The sequence below is a fragment of the Nocardioides sp. QY071 genome (assembly GCF_029961765.1).
Classification (GTDB): Bacteria; Actinomycetota; Actinomycetes; order Propionibacteriales; family Nocardioidaceae; genus Nocardioides.
The window spans coordinates 4,495,009-4,511,582 of the sequence record NZ_CP124681.1; the positions used below are offsets into that span (position 1 = coordinate 4,495,009).

At 72.2% G+C, this 16,574-nt stretch carries 18 protein-coding genes; 4 read left to right on the forward strand and 14 right to left on the reverse strand.

What is annotated here, in order from left to right:
- The first annotated feature begins 43 nt into the window (after positions 1 to 43).
- On the forward strand, positions 44 to 532 hold the full coding sequence (locus tag QI633_RS21685) for a MarR family transcriptional regulator (RefSeq protein ID WP_141797463.1): 489 nt from the start codon (positions 44 to 46) through the stop codon (positions 530 to 532).
- 63 nt (positions 533 to 595) lie between these two features.
- On the opposite strand, the gene QI633_RS21690 is transcribed toward QI633_RS21685, so the two are convergent.
- Genes QI633_RS21690 through QI633_RS21705 form a run of 4 tightly spaced genes read right to left on the reverse strand, consistent with a single transcriptional unit; the run spans position 596 to position 5,409 of the window.
- Positions 596 to 2,431, reverse strand: a complete 1,836-nt coding sequence (locus QI633_RS21690) for an ABC-F family ATP-binding cassette domain-containing protein (RefSeq protein WP_282427046.1) — start codon at positions 2,429 to 2,431, stop codon at positions 596 to 598.
- A complete protein-coding gene (locus QI633_RS21695; RefSeq protein WP_141797461.1) occupies positions 2,424 to 3,317 on the reverse strand; it encodes a 4-(cytidine 5'-diphospho)-2-C-methyl-D-erythritol kinase in 894 nt (297 codons plus the stop codon). The genes QI633_RS21690 and QI633_RS21695 overlap by 8 nt, the downstream gene beginning before the upstream one ends.
- Positions 3,314 to 4,201, reverse strand: a complete 888-nt coding sequence (gene rsmA / locus QI633_RS21700) for a 16S rRNA (adenine(1518)-N(6)/adenine(1519)-N(6))-dimethyltransferase RsmA (protein ID WP_282427047.1) — start codon at positions 4,199 to 4,201, stop codon at positions 3,314 to 3,316. Before rsmA ends, QI633_RS21695 begins: the two co-directional genes overlap by 4 nt.
- A gap of 17 nt (positions 4,202 to 4,218) precedes the next feature.
- On the reverse strand, positions 4,219 to 5,409 hold the full coding sequence (locus tag QI633_RS21705; RefSeq protein WP_282427048.1) for a resuscitation-promoting factor: 1,191 nt from the start codon (positions 5,407 to 5,409) through the stop codon (positions 4,219 to 4,221).
- A gap of 356 nt (positions 5,410 to 5,765) precedes the next feature.
- On the opposite strand from QI633_RS21705, the gene QI633_RS21710 reads away from it, so the two are divergent.
- Together QI633_RS21710 and QI633_RS21715 are read left to right on the forward strand one after the other, a co-directional pair.
- The gene (locus QI633_RS21710) at positions 5,766 to 7,841 is read left to right on the forward strand and encodes a bifunctional diguanylate cyclase/phosphodiesterase (RefSeq protein ID WP_282427049.1); all 2,076 of its coding nucleotides are present in this window, start codon (positions 5,766 to 5,768) and stop codon (positions 7,839 to 7,841) included.
- Positions 7,838 to 8,635 (forward strand): HDOD domain-containing protein, encoded by a 798-nt coding sequence (locus tag QI633_RS21715; protein ID WP_141797458.1) that lies wholly within the window; start codon positions 7,838 to 7,840, stop codon positions 8,633 to 8,635. The genes QI633_RS21710 and QI633_RS21715 overlap by 4 nt, the downstream gene beginning before the upstream one ends.
- A 4-nt stretch (positions 8,636 to 8,639) precedes the next feature.
- Here QI633_RS21715 and QI633_RS21720 read toward each other — a convergent pair whose 3' ends face one another.
- Genes QI633_RS21720 through rsmI form a run of 3 tightly spaced genes read right to left on the reverse strand, consistent with a single transcriptional unit; the run spans position 8,640 to position 11,156 of the window.
- Positions 8,640 to 9,485 carry a TatD family hydrolase gene (locus tag QI633_RS21720; RefSeq protein ID WP_282427050.1) on the reverse strand — a complete coding sequence of 282 codons (846 nt, stop codon included), beginning with the start codon at positions 9,483 to 9,485 and terminating at the stop codon, positions 8,640 to 8,642.
- Positions 9,482 to 10,327, reverse strand: a complete 846-nt coding sequence (locus QI633_RS21725; protein WP_282427051.1) for an alpha/beta fold hydrolase — start codon at positions 10,325 to 10,327, stop codon at positions 9,482 to 9,484. The genes QI633_RS21720 and QI633_RS21725 overlap by 4 nt, the downstream gene beginning before the upstream one ends.
- The gene (gene rsmI / locus QI633_RS21730) at positions 10,320 to 11,156 is read right to left on the reverse strand and encodes a 16S rRNA (cytidine(1402)-2'-O)-methyltransferase (RefSeq protein WP_282427052.1); all 837 of its coding nucleotides are present in this window, start codon (positions 11,154 to 11,156) and stop codon (positions 10,320 to 10,322) included. The genes QI633_RS21725 and rsmI overlap by 8 nt, the downstream gene beginning before the upstream one ends.
- 40 nt (positions 11,157 to 11,196) lie before the next feature.
- Here rsmI and QI633_RS21735 point away from each other — a divergent pair, with 40 nt between their 5' ends.
- A complete protein-coding gene (locus tag QI633_RS21735) occupies positions 11,197 to 12,945 on the forward strand; it encodes a phospholipid carrier-dependent glycosyltransferase (protein ID WP_260805797.1) in 1,749 nt (582 codons plus the stop codon).
- 154 nt (positions 12,946 to 13,099) lie between these two features.
- Here the strand turns inward: QI633_RS21735 and QI633_RS21740 are convergent, their stop codons facing one another.
- The 7 genes from QI633_RS21740 to QI633_RS21770 are packed head-to-tail and all read right to left on the reverse strand — an operon-like array spanning position 13,100 to position 16,562.
- Positions 13,100 to 13,369 carry a Rho termination factor N-terminal domain-containing protein gene (locus QI633_RS21740; RefSeq protein ID WP_141797453.1) on the reverse strand — a complete coding sequence of 90 codons (270 nt, stop codon included), beginning with the start codon at positions 13,367 to 13,369 and terminating at the stop codon, positions 13,100 to 13,102.
- 46 nt (positions 13,370 to 13,415) lie between these two features.
- A complete protein-coding gene (locus QI633_RS21745) occupies positions 13,416 to 14,114 on the reverse strand; it encodes a hypothetical protein (protein WP_141797452.1) in 699 nt (232 codons plus the stop codon).
- Positions 14,115 to 14,127: 13 nt separating this feature from the next.
- Entirely contained in the window at positions 14,128 to 15,360 is a 1,233-nt protein-coding gene (locus QI633_RS21750) for a divalent metal cation transporter (protein ID WP_141797451.1), read from the reverse strand.
- Entirely contained in the window at positions 15,357 to 15,782 is a 426-nt protein-coding gene (locus tag QI633_RS21755; protein ID WP_282427053.1) for a hypothetical protein, read from the reverse strand. The genes QI633_RS21750 and QI633_RS21755 overlap by 4 nt, the downstream gene beginning before the upstream one ends.
- Positions 15,783 to 15,787: 5 nt before the next feature.
- Positions 15,788 to 16,261 carry a DUF6328 family protein gene (locus QI633_RS21760; protein WP_141797449.1) on the reverse strand — a complete coding sequence of 158 codons (474 nt, stop codon included), beginning with the start codon at positions 16,259 to 16,261 and terminating at the stop codon, positions 15,788 to 15,790.
- Positions 16,258 to 16,425: a hypothetical protein gene (locus QI633_RS21765; protein ID WP_160158182.1), complete on the reverse strand. Its 168-nt coding sequence runs from the start codon at positions 16,423 to 16,425 to the stop codon at positions 16,258 to 16,260. Before QI633_RS21765 ends, QI633_RS21760 begins: the two co-directional genes overlap by 4 nt.
- Complete coding sequence (locus QI633_RS21770) at positions 16,422 to 16,562, reverse strand: hypothetical protein (protein ID WP_160158181.1); 141 nt, start codon at positions 16,560 to 16,562, stop codon at positions 16,422 to 16,424. The genes QI633_RS21765 and QI633_RS21770 overlap by 4 nt, the downstream gene beginning before the upstream one ends.
- Between the last annotated feature and the right edge of the window lie 12 nt (positions 16,563 to 16,574).

The following is a 16,574-nucleotide window of genomic DNA, read 5'->3' on the forward strand; positions in this document are numbered from 1 at the left end:
ATCTTGATATCAAGATTCTCGACACGTCGGATATGGTGAGCGCATGCGGGACGAGGTGGACGAGCTGATCGAGGCGTGGGCGCGCGAGCGCAGCGACCTCGACCTCGGCCCGGTGTCCGTGTTCAGCCGGATCTCCCGGCTGGCCCACCACGTCGACCGGGCCCGGCGGCACGCGTTCACGACGCACGACATCGAGTCCTGGGAGTTCGACGTGCTGGCGGCGCTGCGACGCGCGGGCGAGCCGTACGAGCTCTCCCCCGGCCGGCTGCTGCGCGAGACGCTGGTGACGAGCGGGACGATGACCAACCGGGTCGACCGGCTCACGACCCGCGGGCTGGTCGAGCGGCACCCCGACCCGACCGATCGCCGCGGGGTGCTGGTCCGGCTCACCCCGGACGGCAAGGACGCCGTCGACGGCGCGTTCGCCGCCCTGCTCGACGCCGAGCGGGAGCTGCTGACCGGGCTCTCGGTCGACGACCAGGCGGACCTCGCCGGGTTGTTGCGGCGGCTGCTCGTGCCGTTCTCGGGCTGACGCCCGCTCGATCCGCGGCGACCTCGACAGCCGGCCGCCGGCACGCCTGCCGGCCGAGGCGGCTCACTCGAGCACGTCGGCGGCCTCGAGCCACTCCAGCTCAGCCGCCTCCTTCTCCTCCTGGAGCGCGGTGAGCTCGGTCCCGATCGCGGTCAGCCGCTCGGGATCGGTGGCGTTCTCGGCGAGGTCGGCGGTGAGCTCGGCCTCGCGGGCGGAGAGACGCTCGAGGACCTTGTCGAGCCGGGCGACGGTCTTGCGTGCAGCCCGCTCCTCGGCCGAGCCGGCCTTGGCCTTGGCTGCCGGTCCCTCGAGTCGTTCGATCGAACGATCTGAGGGGGTGGACGTGCCTCCAACTCCCTCGAGTCGTTCGATCGAACGATCTGAGGGCGGGGCGAGATGCATCGCCCGAGCCCGCCGCTCGAGGTACTCATCCACCCCGCGCGGCAGCATCGAGATCTGGCCGTCGCCGAGCAGGGCCCACACGGAGTCGGTGACCCGCTCGAGGAAGTACCGGTCGTGGGACACGACGACCAGGGTGCCGGGCCAGCCGTCGAGGAAGTCCTCGAGGACGTTGAGGGTCTCGATGTCGAGGTCGTTGGTTGGCTCGTCGAGCAGCAGCACGTTCGGCTCAGTGAGCAGCAGCCGGAGCAGCTGGAAGCGGCGGCGCTCGCCACCGGAGAGGTCGCCGATGCGGGCGGTGAGCCGGTCGCCGGTGAACCCGAAGCGCTCGAGCATCGAGGTCGCGGATATCTCGCCGTCGATCGTCTTCGTGACGCGGCGGATCGACTCGACGGTGGCCAGCACACGGGCCTCGGGGTCGTCGAACTCGACGTTCTGGGACAGGTGCTGGAGGGCGACGGTACGACCGTGGCGGACCTTGCCGACCGAGGGCGAGGCCTCGCCGGCGAGCAGCGAGAGGACCGAGGTCTTGCCGGCGCCGTTGACGCCGACCAGGCCGACCCGGTCGCCGGGGCCCAGGCGCCAGGTGGCGTGCGAGAGCAGCTGGCGGGTGCCGCGGGAGAAGTCGACGTCCTCGACGTCGATGACGTCCTTGCCGAGCCGCTGGGTCGCGAACCGCTGCAGCTCGAGCCGGTCGCGCGGCGGGGGGACGTCCTCGATGAGGGCGTTCGCGGCATCGATGCGGAACTTCGGCTTCGAGGTCCGGGCGGGGGCGCCGCGGCGCAGCCAGGCGAGCTCCTTGCGGACCAGGTTCTGGCGACGCTGCTCGGAGGCGGCGGCCTGACGCTGGCGCTCGGCCTTGGCGAGGACGAACGCGGCGTACCCGCCCTCGTAGAGGTCGACGACCCCGTCGTGGACCTCCCACGTCTGCTGGCACACGGCGTCGAGGAACCACCGGTCGTGGGTGACGACGACGAGCGCGGACGAGCGGGAGGCGAGGTGCGCGGCGAGCCAGGCGACGGCCTCGACGTCGAGGTGGTTGGTGGGCTCATCGAGCACGATCAGGTCGTGGTCGCCGAGCAGCAGGCCGGCCAGCGCGCAGCGGCGCCGCTCGCCGCCGGACAGGCCGTGGACGGCGCGGTCGAGGTCGACCCCGGCGAGGAGTACGTCGACGATCTCGCGCAGCCGGGCGTCGGCGGCCCACTCGTGGTCGGCCATGCCCTGGAGCACGACCTCGCGCACGGTGTGGGTGTCGTCGAAGTCGTCCTGCTGCGCGAGGACCCCGACCAGCAGGCCGCGCTGCCGCGAGACCCGGCCCTCGTCGGGCTCCTCGGTGCCGGTCATGATCCGCAGCAGCGTGGTCTTGCCGTCGCCGTTGCGGCCGACGATGCCGATCCGCTCCCCGGCCCCGATGCCGAGGGAGACGTCCGTGAGGAGCGGGCGGATGCCGTAGGACTTGGAGACCCGCTCGAGGTTGAGCAGCGACCGCGGCTCAGGCATAGGTCACCACGTGGGCACCGGCGACGGGTCCGGGCGCGAGGGTGCAGCGGTGTCCGAGGCCGGTGAGCTCGGCGACGGTTGTCCGCGCCTCCTCGACGTCCTCGTGCAGCATCAGCAGCGTCGGTCCGGAGCCGGAGAGCAGGACGCCGTCGGGGGCCATGCTGCGCAGCTGGACCTCGACGTCGACCAGGTCGGGGCGAAGGTCGCGGGCGGCAGGCCAGAGGTCGTTGGCGAGCAGGTCGCCGATCTCCTGGGGGCAGCCGCCGGCGAGCGCCTCGATCAACGCCTCCGGGGTCGGGGGTTCGACGGGGGCGTCGGGCGAGAGCTCGTCGAAGTGGCCGTAGACGGCGGGGGTCGAGAGGCCCTCGTCGGAGAGCACGACGACCCACCACACCGAGCTGGTGTCCGGGACGGGGGTGACGATCTCGCCGTGGCCGGTGCCGAGGGCGGTGCCACCGAGCAGCGCGAACGGTACGTCGGACCCGAGGGTCCCGGCGATGCGGAGCAGGTCCTCGTCGGTGGTCTGCAGGTCCCACAGCCGGTCCAGCGCCAGCAGCGTCGCCGCGGCGTCGGCGGACCCGCCGGCCATCCCGCCCATGACCGGGATGCCCTTGGCGATGGTGATCCGGGCGGCTCGGTCGATGCCGTGGTGCGCGGTGAGGGCGCGACCGGCGCGGATGGCGATGTTGTCCCCGTCGAGGGGTACGCCGTCGACCGGCTCGGTCAGCCCGACGGCCCAGTCCTCGGCCTCGACGACGGTGACGTCGTCGTACAGCCCGACGGCCTGGTAGACCGTCGCGAGGGCGTGCTTGCCGTCCGGTCGCAGCCCGCCGACTCCGAGGTGGAGGTTGATCTTGGCGGGTGCCCGGACCGTCACTTGCGTCATTGATCGTCCTTCGGGCCGTCGGCCGTCGCGTGGAGGGCGACCGTGATCGCCACGAACTCGTCGATCCCGAGTGCCTCGCCGCGGGTCAGCGGGTCGACGCCCGCCGTCCGCAGCGCGGCTTCCGCCTGCTCGGCGCCACCGGCGAGGGTGCGCAGTGCGCCGCGGAGCGCCTTGCGTCGCTGCGCGAACGCCGCGTCGATCACGGCGAACACCTGGTCCCGCGTGACCTCGTCGGTCGGCGGCGCGTGGTGCGTCCAGGCGACCAGGCCGGAGTCGACGTTGGGTGCGGGCCAGAAGACGTTGCGCCCGATCGCCCCGGCGCGTCGTACGTCGGCGAACCAGGCCGCCTTCGCCGAGGGGATGCCGTAGGTCTTCGACCCCGGCGGCGCGGCCAGGCGGTCGGCGACCTCGGACTGCACCATGACCAGGCCGTGCTGCAGGGAGGGCAGCAGCGCCATCAGGTGCAGCAGCACCGGCACGGACACGTTGTAGGGCAGGTTGGCGACCAGTGCCTGCGGCGGCGGACCGGGGACCTCGGTGATGCCCAGCGCGTCGGCGAGCACCACCCGGAACCGCTCGGCCTGGTCCGGCGCGAAGGTGCGGACCGTCGCCGGCAGCTCCTCGGCCAGCAGCGGGTCGATCTCGACCGCGGTCACCTCGGCGCCCACCTCGAGCAGCGCCAGGGTCAGCGACCCCAGCCCCGGCCCGACCTCGAGCACCACCTCGCCGTCGGTGACGCCGGACTCGCGGACGATCCGGCGCACCGTGTTGGCGTCGATGACGAAGTTCTGGCCACGCTGCTTGGTGGGACGTACGCCCAGCCGCGCTGCGAGCTCCCGAACCTCCGCCGGGCCCAGCAGCCGCGGCGCGGAGGTTTCAGGCATGGGGTCAGGCTATCGGTCTACCGAGGGAGTCCGAGCTTCGCGGCGCAGGCCGGCCAGGCGCCGTACCCGCCCGAGGCGTCGCGGACCCGGGTGGCGACCCGGATCTGCTCCTCCCGGGAGGCCTGGTGCGGGTAGCCGGAGCCGCCGTTGGCGCGCCAGGTGCCGAGGTTGAACTGCAGGCCGCCGTAGTAGCCGTTGCCGGTGTTGATGTGCCAGTTGCCGCCGGCCTCGCACTGGGCGAGGCGATCCCACACGGTGTTGCCGGACTCGATGACCGGCTTGGTGCCGACCTTGACCACCTCGGGGGTCGCCTCGGCGGTGACGGTGGCGGTGAGGACGACGCGGCGCACGACCTTGCCGTTGCGCACGGTCACCTTGTAGGTGACGTCGCGGGTGCCGGGCACGCCCTTGGTGACGACCTCGGTCTGGCCCTGGTACATCGAGTCGTCGGAGACCTTCTGCACCGGCGCGGCCACGGCCTCACCGGTCACCGAGCGCTCACGCTTCTCGATGTCGGTGAACACGACCTTGTCGCCGTCGGCGAGCTCGGTGCCGCGGGCGGGCTTCACCACGTCATGCTCGTCGAGCTCGACGCCGACCTCGGCCAGCGCGTCCTCGACGGTGAGGGCGGGCACCTCGCGGGTGACCGGGGCCTGGCCGGCGAGCACGAAGGTGAGCTGCTTGGGCGTGACGACGTCGATCTCGGCGCCACCGCGGTCGATCTCCGCACCACGGCTGGTGGAGAGCCGGCTGTCGGCGTACACCGCATCGAAACCAGGACCGATCGCTGCGCCGATTTCTCGCAACGCGCCCTCGACGTCGGTCGCGGTCACCCAGTGGGTGCTGGTGACGCCGTCGACGGTCAGCTCGACGGGCCGGCTGTACAGCACGGCGATCCGGTCCCCCGCCTCCACGGACGAGTCGACGCTGGGCTGGACGACGTCGCGGCCGGACACCTTGATGCCCTCGTCGCGCAGCACGTCGCCGACGGTGTCACCCATCGTGGAGACGGTGCGCTCCTTGCCGTCGATCGACAGCCGGACCTCGGTGGACATCGAGGAGTAGCCCCAGGTCACCGCGGAGACCGCCAGGAGGACGGCGGCGATGGTGACCGTGAGCGCCTTGCGGCTGTGGGCCACGCGAAGGAGGGTCTCCTTCAGCGCCTGGCCACGCGTGAGCTGGGCGAGGGTGGGGTGCGCAAGTCGCACGATTCTCCGAACGTCGTACTGCCCGGGCCTCAAGCGACCAGCTCGGATCCAACCCCCCGTTGCACCCGCGCGAGGCGGCTGCGGTGGCGGTCGGATCGGTGGTGAGCTGGTCGAGGAACTGCTTCCCGATCCCGGCCGTCAGTCATCCACGAGAACAGGGGTCCACCGCGAAGCGCAACTTGGCGAGGGCTCTCCCAGCGGGTCGCGGTGAGCGGTGTCACCCCGTGAATGCCCCATCCGCCCCACCCGTCACATCACCGGTGGCCGGGCCCGGCGCACCCGGCGACGCGTCGGGTCAGGTTCGGGCCTCGTCCGCCGATGGAGCAGGCGACCGGACCACCCGAAGCGAGGACACCATGACTACCAGCGCCACGGGCGACGTCGTCGCCGCCGTGCTGCACGCCGCCGCCGCGGACTCCGGTACGGCGCTGCTGGTGGTCGAGCTGGGCACGCTCGGAGAGCTCGCGGTGAGATGGAGCAACACGGGTGCCACCCAGCTGCTGGGGCTCGCCGGGTCGGACCTGCAGGGCATGCCGCTGCACGACCACATGGCGGCACCCGACGGCGAGACGCTCGCCACGATGTTCCGCCGGGAACGACCCACGACCACCGTCGTGACCCTGCGCACCGCAGTCGGCGAGAGCGTGGCGTGCCGGGTCCGGTCGACGCCGGCCCCGGGTGGGCGGCTGTGGGCCCTGCGGATCGATCCGGCGCAGTCCGAGCTGGAGGTCGCACTGCGGGCGTCGGCCGACGCTCACGAGCAGCGGTTCAAGGTGCTGGCGGAGCGGTCGCCGGTGCCGACCCTGATGTCGGAGCAGGGCATGCGTCTCGGGCACGTCAACGACGCCCTCTGCGCACTGCTCGGCGTCACCGCCGACAAGCTGGTCGGGACCGGGTGGATGTCCTACGTGCACCACGAGGACCTGGACCTGATCGCGGCCACCGTCGTCGCCGTACTCGACGGAGAGGAGCGGGAGCTGCAGGCCCGCTTCCTGGACAACAGGCGCGAGGTCCGCCACACCGACATGAGGTTCACGCCGCTGCGCACCCCCGGCGTGGGCGACGGATTCGTCGCGACCCTGGAGGACATCACCGAGCGGCGGGCCTTCGAGGACCAGCTCAACCACCAGGCCACGCATGACTCGCTGACCGGCCTCCCCCGCCGGTCCCGGCTGTGGGACCACGTGAACGCGACGATGGCCACGCCCGACGCGGGCCTCGCGTGCATGTTCCTCGACCTCGACAACTTCAAGGTCGTCAACGACAGCCTCGGCCACACCGCGGGCGACGCGCTCCTCGTCGAGGTTGCCGAGCGCCTCACGAGTGCCGTGCGGCCGGGCGACCTGGTGGCGCGCTTCGGCGGCGACGAGTTCGTGGTCGCCTGCGCGACCTCCAGCCTGGACGGGGCGCTCGACGTCGCCGACCGGATCCTGCGGGTGCTCTGCGAGCCGGTGATGCTCAACGGCGTGGAGATCCGGCCCCGGGGCTCGATCGGCGTCGTGATGCGCGGCCCCGACCACCACAGCGCGGACGACCTCATCCGGGACTGCGACATCGCGATGTACCAGGCCAAGTCGCGCGGCAAGGGCCGGATCATGGTGCTCGACGAGAGCGCCCGCAGCGCCGCCCACGACACCCTCACCCTGGTCGCGGACCTGCGCCAGGCGATCGAGGAACGCCAGATCACCCTGCACTACCAGCCGATCGTCGCGTACGGCGGCAGCCGGCCCCAGCTCGTCGCGGCCGAGGCCCTGGCGCGCTGGCAGCACCCGCGCCGCGGCTACGTCCCGGCGGACACCTTCGTGCGGCTCGCCGAGGAGCACGGCCTGGTGCGCGAGCTCGGCGAGCTGGTGCTGGAGACCGCGTGCCGGGCCCTGACGGCGTGGCGGGTGCAGCTGGGCGCGCTCGCGCCGGCGCGGGTCAACGTCAACCTGTCGGCGCTGCAGATGAGCGACAACCTGCTGGTCCACACGGTCCAGCAGACCCTACGGCGCTGCGGGCTTCGGCCCGAGCAGCTGTGCGTGGAGATCACCGAGTCCGCCCTGATGAAGGACCCGGACACCGCCTCCACGATCCTGCGCCAGATGCGCGAGCACGGGGTGCAGGTCGCGATCGACGACTTCGGCACCGGCTACTCCTCGCTGGCGTACCTGCGCCGGTTGCCCGTGAGCTATCTCAAGGTGGACCGCTCGTTCGTCGCCGAGCTGGAGGACGGGCACACCGCCGTGGCGCAGGCCGTCATCAGCCTGGCCCACAATCTCGGGATCGGAGTCGTCGCCGAGGGCGTGGAGACCTCGGTCCAGCAGGCGATGCTCACCGACATGGAGTGCTCGGTGATGCAGGGCTTCGCGATCAGCCCGCCGCTGCCCGAGCCCTCGTTCGTGGAGTGGTGCCGGAGCTCCTTCCCCGCGGGCCGGGGAGCACTGCTGTGAACCACACCGTCCTCGACGTCGACGCGGTCCTCGACGGGCTGGACCAGCTGTCCTCGCAACGACCGGTCGCCGCCCAAGTCGTGAGCACCAGCAACAGCGACAGCGCCGGCGCCGCCGAGCTGGCTGCGATCCTCGGCGCCGACATGGCGCTCGCGGCCCGGGTGATGAAGCTGGCCAACTCCGCCTACTTCGGCCTGTCCGGCCGGGTGACCAGCCTGCAGCTCGCCGTCACCGTGGTCGGGTTCAACACCGTGCGCTCGGTCGCGACCGTGGCGCTGGCCGGCATCGACGACGGGCAGCACCTCCCCGACGACTTCTGGACCACGTCGGTGCACCTGGCCGCGGCCGCCGGTGCGCTGGGGCCCCGGTTCCAGGTGACCACCGCGGATGCGCTCTCCCTCGGCCTGCTCGCCCAGCTCGGCGCCGCGCTGCTCCACCAGGCGGACGCGGACGGGTACGCCGACCTGCTCGCCACGACCGGGCTCGGCGTCGAGCGGTTCCGGGCCGAAGCCGACCGCTACGGGATCTGCTCACCGCAGCTGACCGCCGAGGCGCTGACACAGTGGCACTTCCCGGCCGGCATGGTCGACGCACTGCGGGCCGTGCACTCCGGCGCCGACGGGGCCCTGCTGCGCACGTCGTACGAGATGACCGCCCGGCTGCTGTACCCGCACCATCGCAGGGTCGCGCTGGACCGTGTGTCGGACGGCGTGATGAGCGAGGCGCAGGCGCCGGCGCGGCTGATGGCCATCCGCTCGGACGTCCTGCAGCTCCAGGCCGCGCTGGGACTCTGAGCGGCTACCAGGCGCCCCCGAAGGCCGCCTCCGTGTTGGCGTCGATCGCCGCGCAGAGCTCCGCGAGGTCGTCGCCGCGCTCGGCGGCCATGGCCCGCACCGTGAGCGGCACGAGGTACGACGCGTTGGTGCGCCCGCGGTAGGGGGACGGCGTCAGGTAGGGCGCGTCGGTCTCCACCAGCACCCGGTCGCGGGGCGTGATCCGCAACGCCTCGCGCAGCGGCTCGGCGTTCTTGAACGTGACGGTGCCGGCGAAGGAGAGGTGGGCGCCGCGATCGAGGCAGGCGCGGGCGAAGGCGGCGTCGCCGGAGAAGCAGTGCATCACCCAGCGCTCGGGCGCGCCCTCGCTGTCGATCACCTCGAGCACCTCGTCGTGGGTCTCGCGGTCGTGGATCACCAGCGTCCTGCCGAGCCGCTTGGCGATGTCGACGTGCCGACGGAAGGACTCGACCTGCACGGCCCGCCCGTCGTCGCCGGTCCGGAACGCGTCGAGACCGGTCTCCCCCACCGCACGCACCTTCGGGTGGGCGCCGGCGAGCTGCTCGATCTCGTCCCACGCCGCCTCCAGGGCGGCCCGTCCGCCGTCGGCGAGGATTCGGGGCGCCTCGTTGGGGTGCAGCGCGACGCCGGCGACCAGCTCCGGGTGCTCCGCCGCCGCGGCAACCGCCCATCGGGCACCGGGCAGGTCGCAGCCGATCTGAACGATCCGTCGTACGCCGACCGCCACCGCCGCGTCGATCGCCTCCCTTGCGTCCCAGGCGGCCTCGCCGCGGCCGATGTCGAGGTGACAGTGGTTGTCGACGACCGGGTGCGGCAGCGGCTCCGGGACGGGTGGGCGCTCCTCACTCACGACGTGCTGACACCGACCCGGTCGAGGATGGCCTCGGCGAGCGCCTCGGGCGCCTGGGTCGGGATCCAGTGCGAGACCCCGTTCAGCTCGACGAACCGGTACGGCGCGTCGACGAGTCGCGCCGTGTGCTCCACTCCCCAACGGCCCAGCGCGATGTCCTCGTCGCTCCACACCATGGTCGTGGGCACCCTGACCCGGCCCCGGGTCAGCCGCGGGTCCCCGAGGGGCATGGCGCGGTACCAGTTGAGAGCGGTCGTGAGCGCGCCGGCGTCGACGATCTCCTCACGGAACCGGGCGACGTCGTCGGCGGTGAGACCGGCAGCCCGCAGCTGCCGTGCGCCGACCTCGCGCCTGCCGCCGAGGATGCGCTCGGGCAGCCACGGGACCTGGAAGGCGAGCATGTACCAGGACTTCAGGCCCTGGGTGGAGCGCACCATCGAGGTGAGGAACGCCTGCGGGTGCGGCACGGACACCGCGGTCAGGCTGGCGACCAGCTCGGGGTGGTGCATGGCAAGGAGCCACGAGGGGATCGCGCCCCAGTCGTGGCCCACGACGTGGACCTTGCCGCCGACCTTCTCGGCGAGCGCGCGCGCGTCACCGAGCAGCTCGGCCATGACGTAGTCGCGACGCCTGCGCGGCCGGGCGCGGGGTGCGTAGCCGCGCTGGGTCATCGCCAGGGTGCGGAAGCCCGCCTCGTTCAGGATGGGCACCACGAGCCGCCAGCAGGAGGCGGTCTCGGGGAAGCCGTGGAACAGCAGGATCGCCTCGCCGTCCAGGGGCCCCTGGTCGAGGACGTCGAGCTCCAGTCCGTCCCGCTCGACCGACGTGATCCGTTCAGCCATCGATGTGCACCACCTGGTAGACGTCGCGTTTGGGTAGTCCAGCCTGCCCGGCCACCACGGCGATGGCCTCCTTGCGTCGCATGCCGGACTCCTCGAGTCCGGCGACCGCGGCCCGCAGGCTGTCGGGATCGGTCGCGATGCCGGCGCCCGGGGTCGCGCCGGTGACCACGATGGTGACCTCCCCGCGCACCCCCTCGGCAGCCCAGTCGACCAGAGCGGCGAGCCCGTCGCGTCGTACCTCTTCGTGGGTCTTGGTCAGCTCGCGGCACACGGCCGCCGCCCGGTCGGCGCCGAACGCGTCGCGCATCGCCTCCAGCGCGGCCGCGGTGCGGTGCGGCGCCTCGAAGAACACCATCGTGCGCTGCTCGGTCGCGAGGTCGGCGAGCCGGCGCGCGCGCTCTCCCGCCTTGCGCGGCAAGAAGCCCTCGAAGCAGAACCGGTCGACCGGCAGGCCGGAGACGGCGAGGGCGGTGAGCACTGCCGACGGCCCGGGTACGGCGGTCACCCGGATCCCGGCCTCGACCGCGGCGGCCACCAGCCGGTAGCCCGGGTCGGACACGCTGGGCATGCCGGCGTCGGTCACGAGCACCACGCGCTCGCCGTTCTCGAGCGCCTCGACCAGGGTCGGGGTCCGGGCCGCCTCGTTGCCCTCGAAGTAGGACACGACCCGCCCGGACAGCTCGATGCCGAGGTCGGTGACCAGCCGTCGCAGCCGGCGGGTGTCCTCGGCGGCGACGACGTCGGCGGCGGCCAGCTCGTCGGCCAACCGCGGCGGCGCGTCGCCGACCCGGCCGATCGGCGTACCGGCCAGCACCAGGACTCCACTCACGTCACGATCCTTGCAGATGCGCCACGTAGGGTTGCCCACCGTGACCGTCGTCGGCCTCTCCCGCACCGCGCTCGGCCGCCGGGTCCCGCTGGCGGTGGAGCGCGCGATCAGCCCGATCCGGCGCCTGTCCGCGCGCCAGCGGCTGGTCGGCTGGCTGGGCCCGATCGGGCTCACCGTGCTGGCGTTCGGGCTGCGGCTCGTGGGCCTCGGCAACCCCCACCGGTTCGCGTTCGACGAGACGTACTACGCCAAGGACGCCTGGTCGCTGCTCAACAACGGCTACATCGAGACGTACCTGACCGACGCGGACGGCAACGCCAAGACCGACATCAACGCCGACATCCTGGCCGGTCACACCGACAAGGTCTGGACGGGCGACCCGTCGCTCGCGGTGCACCCCGACGTCGGCAAGTGGCTGATCGCGCTGGGTGAGAAGGCGTTCGGGATGGACCCGTTCGGCTGGCGGATCGCGTCGGCCGTCGCGGGTGCGCTGATGGTGCTCGTCATGTGCCGGCTGGTGCGCCGGATGACCGGCTCGACCATGCTCGGCTGCGTCGCCGGGACCCTGCTCATGCTCGACGGCCTGCACTTCGTGCTCTCGCGGCTGGCGCTGCTCGACATCTTCCTGGCGCTGTTCCTGCTGTGCGCCGTGTCCTGCTTGGTGGCCGACCGCGACTGGCACCGCGCGCGGTTGGCGAGGCGGGCACGTCGTACCGACGACGGGGTCGCGTTGACGGGGTGGGGTCCGCGGGTCCTGTTCCGCCCGTGGCTGCTGGCCGCCGGCGTCTGCTTCGGGCTCGCCGCCGGCACCAAGTGGACCGCGGCGTACCCTCTCGCGGCGCTCGGCGTGCTGTGCTGGATCTGGAGCGCCGGCGCCCGCCGCTCGCTCGGCATCCGGTGGGCGCTGGCGAAGGGGGCGGTCGCCGACGGCATCCCCGCCTTCCTCTCGCTGGTCGTGGTGGCGCTGCTGGTCTACATCGCCACGTGGGGCGGCTGGCTGATGCACGCCAAGGAGTACGAGGAGCACCTCAGCTCCACCCAGTACCGGCAGTACACCGGCCAGGGGCACTGCGAGAAGGACAGCGACTCCAAGGACGAGCACTACGTCGCCGACGACCTCGACACGTCGAAGAAGTGGCCGACCGCGACCGAGAAGGACGCGACCGGGCTGGGTGAGGCGTGGCAGTCCCTGCGCTCGCTCTGGTACTACCACCAGGACGTCTACACCTTCCACACGCACTTCCTGAACTGCTCGACGCACTTCTACGAGTCGAAGCCGTCGAGCTGGCTGCTCATCAACCGCCCGGTCGGGGTGGCCGTCACCAACGACATCTCCCCCGACGCCCCCGGCTGCGACGCGCCCGCGGACAGCAACTGCATCAAGCAGGTGCTGCTGCTGCCGACGCCGGTGCTGTGGTGGGGCGGCGTACTGGCGCTGATGTTCGCCGTCGTGATGTGGATCGGCGCCCGGGACTGGCGCTACGGGCTGGCCGTCGTCGGTGCGCTGTCCACGTGGCTGCCCTGGATGCTGTACGACGACCGGCCGATCTTCCTCTTCTACGCGATCGCCATCCTGCCGTTCACGGTCATGGCGATCACCCTCGCGATCGGGGCGCTGATCGGGCCCTCGCGGGCGCCCTCCGCGCGGCGGACCGTGGGGGTCGTGGTCGGTGGGGCCTTCGTGGTGCTGACGCTGGTGAACTTCGCCTGGTTCTGGCCGATCTGGACCAACCAGATGCTGACCCACAGCGAGTGGCTGGACCGGATCTGGTTCTCGCGCTGGGTCTGAGGGCCCGCCGACCCGGCAGAAAGTGGCCCGCACAAACCCGCCGACCCGGCAGAAAGTGCGCCGGGTCGAGCCACTATCCGCCGGGTCGTCGCGAAACTCGGACCACTTTGTGCCGGGTCAGCGCGAATCAGGAGCCACTTCGCGCCGGGTCGCGCTAGTGGTGGCGGAGGGCGTCGATCAGCTCGTCCTTCTTCATCGACGAGCGGCCGTCGATGTCGAGCTCGCGCGCCCGCTTGCGCAGGTCGTCGACGGTCCAGTCCTCGTAGTCGCCGGCCTTGCCGCCGCGGCGGCCGACCTTGCTGGCACCCTCGGAGGCCATGGCGTTCGAGATCCGGGCGGCCTTCTCCTTGCTGGCGCCGTCCTTGCGGATCTCCTCGTAGGCGTCCGGGTTCTTGATGCCGGGGCCGTGCTTCTTGCCAGGCATGACTCCTCCTTCTCGCTCACGTCGGATGTCCACGTACTCCCCGGCGTTACCCGCGCAGCGGTGCGAGAGACGTCCCGGCGACGATCCGCACCTCCCCGGCCTCGTGGTCGATCTCGACGCCCTCGCCGAGCTCGACGATGCGGGCGTGGCGGTGCAGCCAGCGCACGACGGCGGCGACCGCGGCCGGGCCGGGCTCGCTGCGGCGGTCGTAGCCGAAGAGCGCGCCGGGACGGCCTGGCCCGACGAGGAGCGCGACCACGCGGTGCTCCCCCGGCCCGTCCGGCGAGCCGACCATGCGCAGGTCGAGGATCTTCGAGCGCCGGGGCAGGTCCGGGCACCGGACGGGGATGCCGAGGAGGTCGCCGACCCGACAGCGACGGGGATCGGCGGCTCGGTCGTGCGCCATCCGGTGCAGCAGGCCGTGGGCCGGCTCGGAGAGCCGTACGTCGCTCGAGACGTCCTCGACGAGGTCGAAGTCGACGACCAGGGGCAGCTCCTGGTCGGCCGCCGCCTCGCGGACCAGCCGGTGCGCGCGGGCGAGGCTGCCGCCGAGGTGCCGCCCGAAGCGCGGCAGCAGCGCCGGGAGGCCCATCAACAGGGCGGTCGGCACCAGCGCGCCGTCGTCCTCGATGAACAGCTCGATGTCGTCGACCTTGCCGACGAGGCGGTCATCGGCGCCGATCACCTGCCGGTCCAGCAGGTGCAGCCCGACGTCGTACCCGTTGCGCTCGGCCAGCGTTCCCATCAGGCCATCCCTCTCAGCCCTGCCCCATGGACGTGACGACCATCAGCGGGATCGCGGCGAGCGCCGCGACCGTGATGACGACGAGGTAGAACACCCCGAGCGCGTTGGCGAGCGGTCCGTTGACGTGCTCGCCGAGGTAGTCGGGGTCGTTGGCGACCACGAGGATCGGGAAGTACGTCAGCGGGAGTGCGATCGCGGAGAACACCACCGAGATCTCGGTGACCATGATCGGGTCGACGCCGGTGAGCAGGACGCCGGCGGCGACCACGGTCGCGATCAGCAGGATGAGGTGGAAGCCCGCCGCCTCCTTCGGGCGCACGAACTTGCCCCAGGGGAAGCCGAAGTACTGCGCGAGGCTGTAGCCGGTCGACAGCCCGGTCTCGCACGCGGCGCCGAAGGTGGCCGCGAAGAAGCCGAGCACCACGATCGCGAGACCGATCTTGCCGAGGCCGATCGCCACGGGGAGGCCGACCTGGCCGAGGGTCTCGACGGAGATCCCGGCCGGCAGGAACACGGTCGCGGCGCACGCGGCGATCGCCACCGACAGCACGCCTCCGAGCGGGAAGCCGATGAACACGTTGGCCCGCATCACCCCGATGTCCTTGTCCGTCCACCGCTCCTCGACACCGCCGCTGGAGAAGAAGAAGACCTCGTACGGCGTCATCGCGGCTCCGAAGAGCGCCACCGCGAAGAAGGCGTACGTCGCCCAGCTCTCCGCTTCGGGCTTCTCCGCGGGTGAGAGCCCCGCTGCGAGCTCGCCCCAGTCCGGCCCGAGCTGCCACAACGCGACGGCGAAGGCGATCAGCGCAAGCCCCATCAGGCCGAGCACGTTCTCGATCGCGGAGAACTTCGCGCGCCACAGCACGATCCAGACCGCGACGGCGACGAACGGGACGATCAGGAGGTGGTGCAGCGAGCTCACCAGCTGCAGTGCGAGCGCGACGCCGCCGATCTCGGCGATGAAGGTCAGCAGGGTCACGAGCATCGAGCCGACCAGGTTGAGGAAGCCCATCCGCGGCCCGAGCCGCTCGCGCACCAGGTCGAAGGTGGCCCGGCGGCTGACCGCGGCGATCCGCCCGGACATCTCGGCGAACACGCAGATGCCGATGACGCCCACCGGCACGATCCACGCCAGGGACATCCCGAGCCGGGCACCGACCTGGGCGTTCGTGACCAGGTCGCCGATGTCGACGAAGCCGCCGATGGCGGTCAGGATCCCCAGCAGGACGGCGAAGTAGCGCTTCACGGCGTCGCCTTCCGCAGCTCGTCGGACAGGTCGTCGAGGTGGTCGACGAGCGCCTTGTCGTCGTACTTCCCGTCGACCGCGTGCGCGCGGGCCTCGCCGACGAGGTCGACGGCCCGATCGAGCAGGTCGAGCACCTTCGTCGCCTCGTCGGTGCGTCCGTCCGGCACCTGCAGGCGCGACAGGTCCTCCTCGACCTTGCCCGCGGCCTCCTCGGCCTCGGCCACCAGCACGGTGGTGTACGACGACCAGGTGCGCTCCTTGCGCGCCGACTCGAGCGCGAGGCGGGCGGTGGCCACCTCGCTGGCGGCGTCAGTGAGGGCCTGCGCGGCCTGGTGGTCCCAGGCGGTCGCGTCGGGCCGGCTCACGACGCCGCAGCCGGCGAGCAGGAGGACGAGGACCGCGACGACGGCCGGTCGCTGCAAACGCTTCACCTCGTGCGGCCCCGCCAGGGGACCGCAGCCCACATCAGGGTGAAGGCGAGCGCGACCGCCGCCGCGGCGACCAGTGCGGCGCGGGTCCCGAGCACCACGTCGAACACCAGGAGCACGACCGCTGCAGAGACCGTGGCGAGGCCGACCAGTCCGGCGAGGGCGCAGCGTTGCGCGGCGGCCACGATCCACTCGCGGCGGCCCTGCCGGAACAGCAGCCGGTGGTAGCAGACCGGCGCGACGATGACGAGGGTGGTCAGCACCGCGGTCACCAGGATGGCGAGGTAGAGCCGCTGCTGGGCCCCGGTCAGGTCGGCGAACCGCTCGGTGAACGGGACGGTGAGAAGGAAGCCGGTGAGGATCTGCACGCCGGTCTGCATCACCCGCAGCTCTTGGAGCAGCTCGTTGAGGTTGCGGGTGATCTGCTGGGGCGGGCGACGGTTCTCCCGCGTCCCGGCCGGCGCGGTGCTCACGCCCGGTCCTCGTCCATCTCCTCGGCGTGCGGGTAGTCCTCCTCCGGGTCGACCTCGACCACCGGCTCGTCGAGCGGGGCCTCGGGGTCGGTCGGCACGTCGGGGTCGTCGGGGACGGGTGGCTCGTCCGGCGCCACCGGTCGCTCGGGGTCGGGAATGGTCATCGTCGGTCCTCCTCGTCCTGGCTGCCGGTGCGGGCGTTCGGCCCGGTCCTGCCCTCCTGCACGGCGCGGTCGGTCGGGTGGCCCGCCACCGAGTCCGACGGGGCCTCGACCTCGCCGGCGTCGTCGAGGTTGCCCACCTCGGACACCTG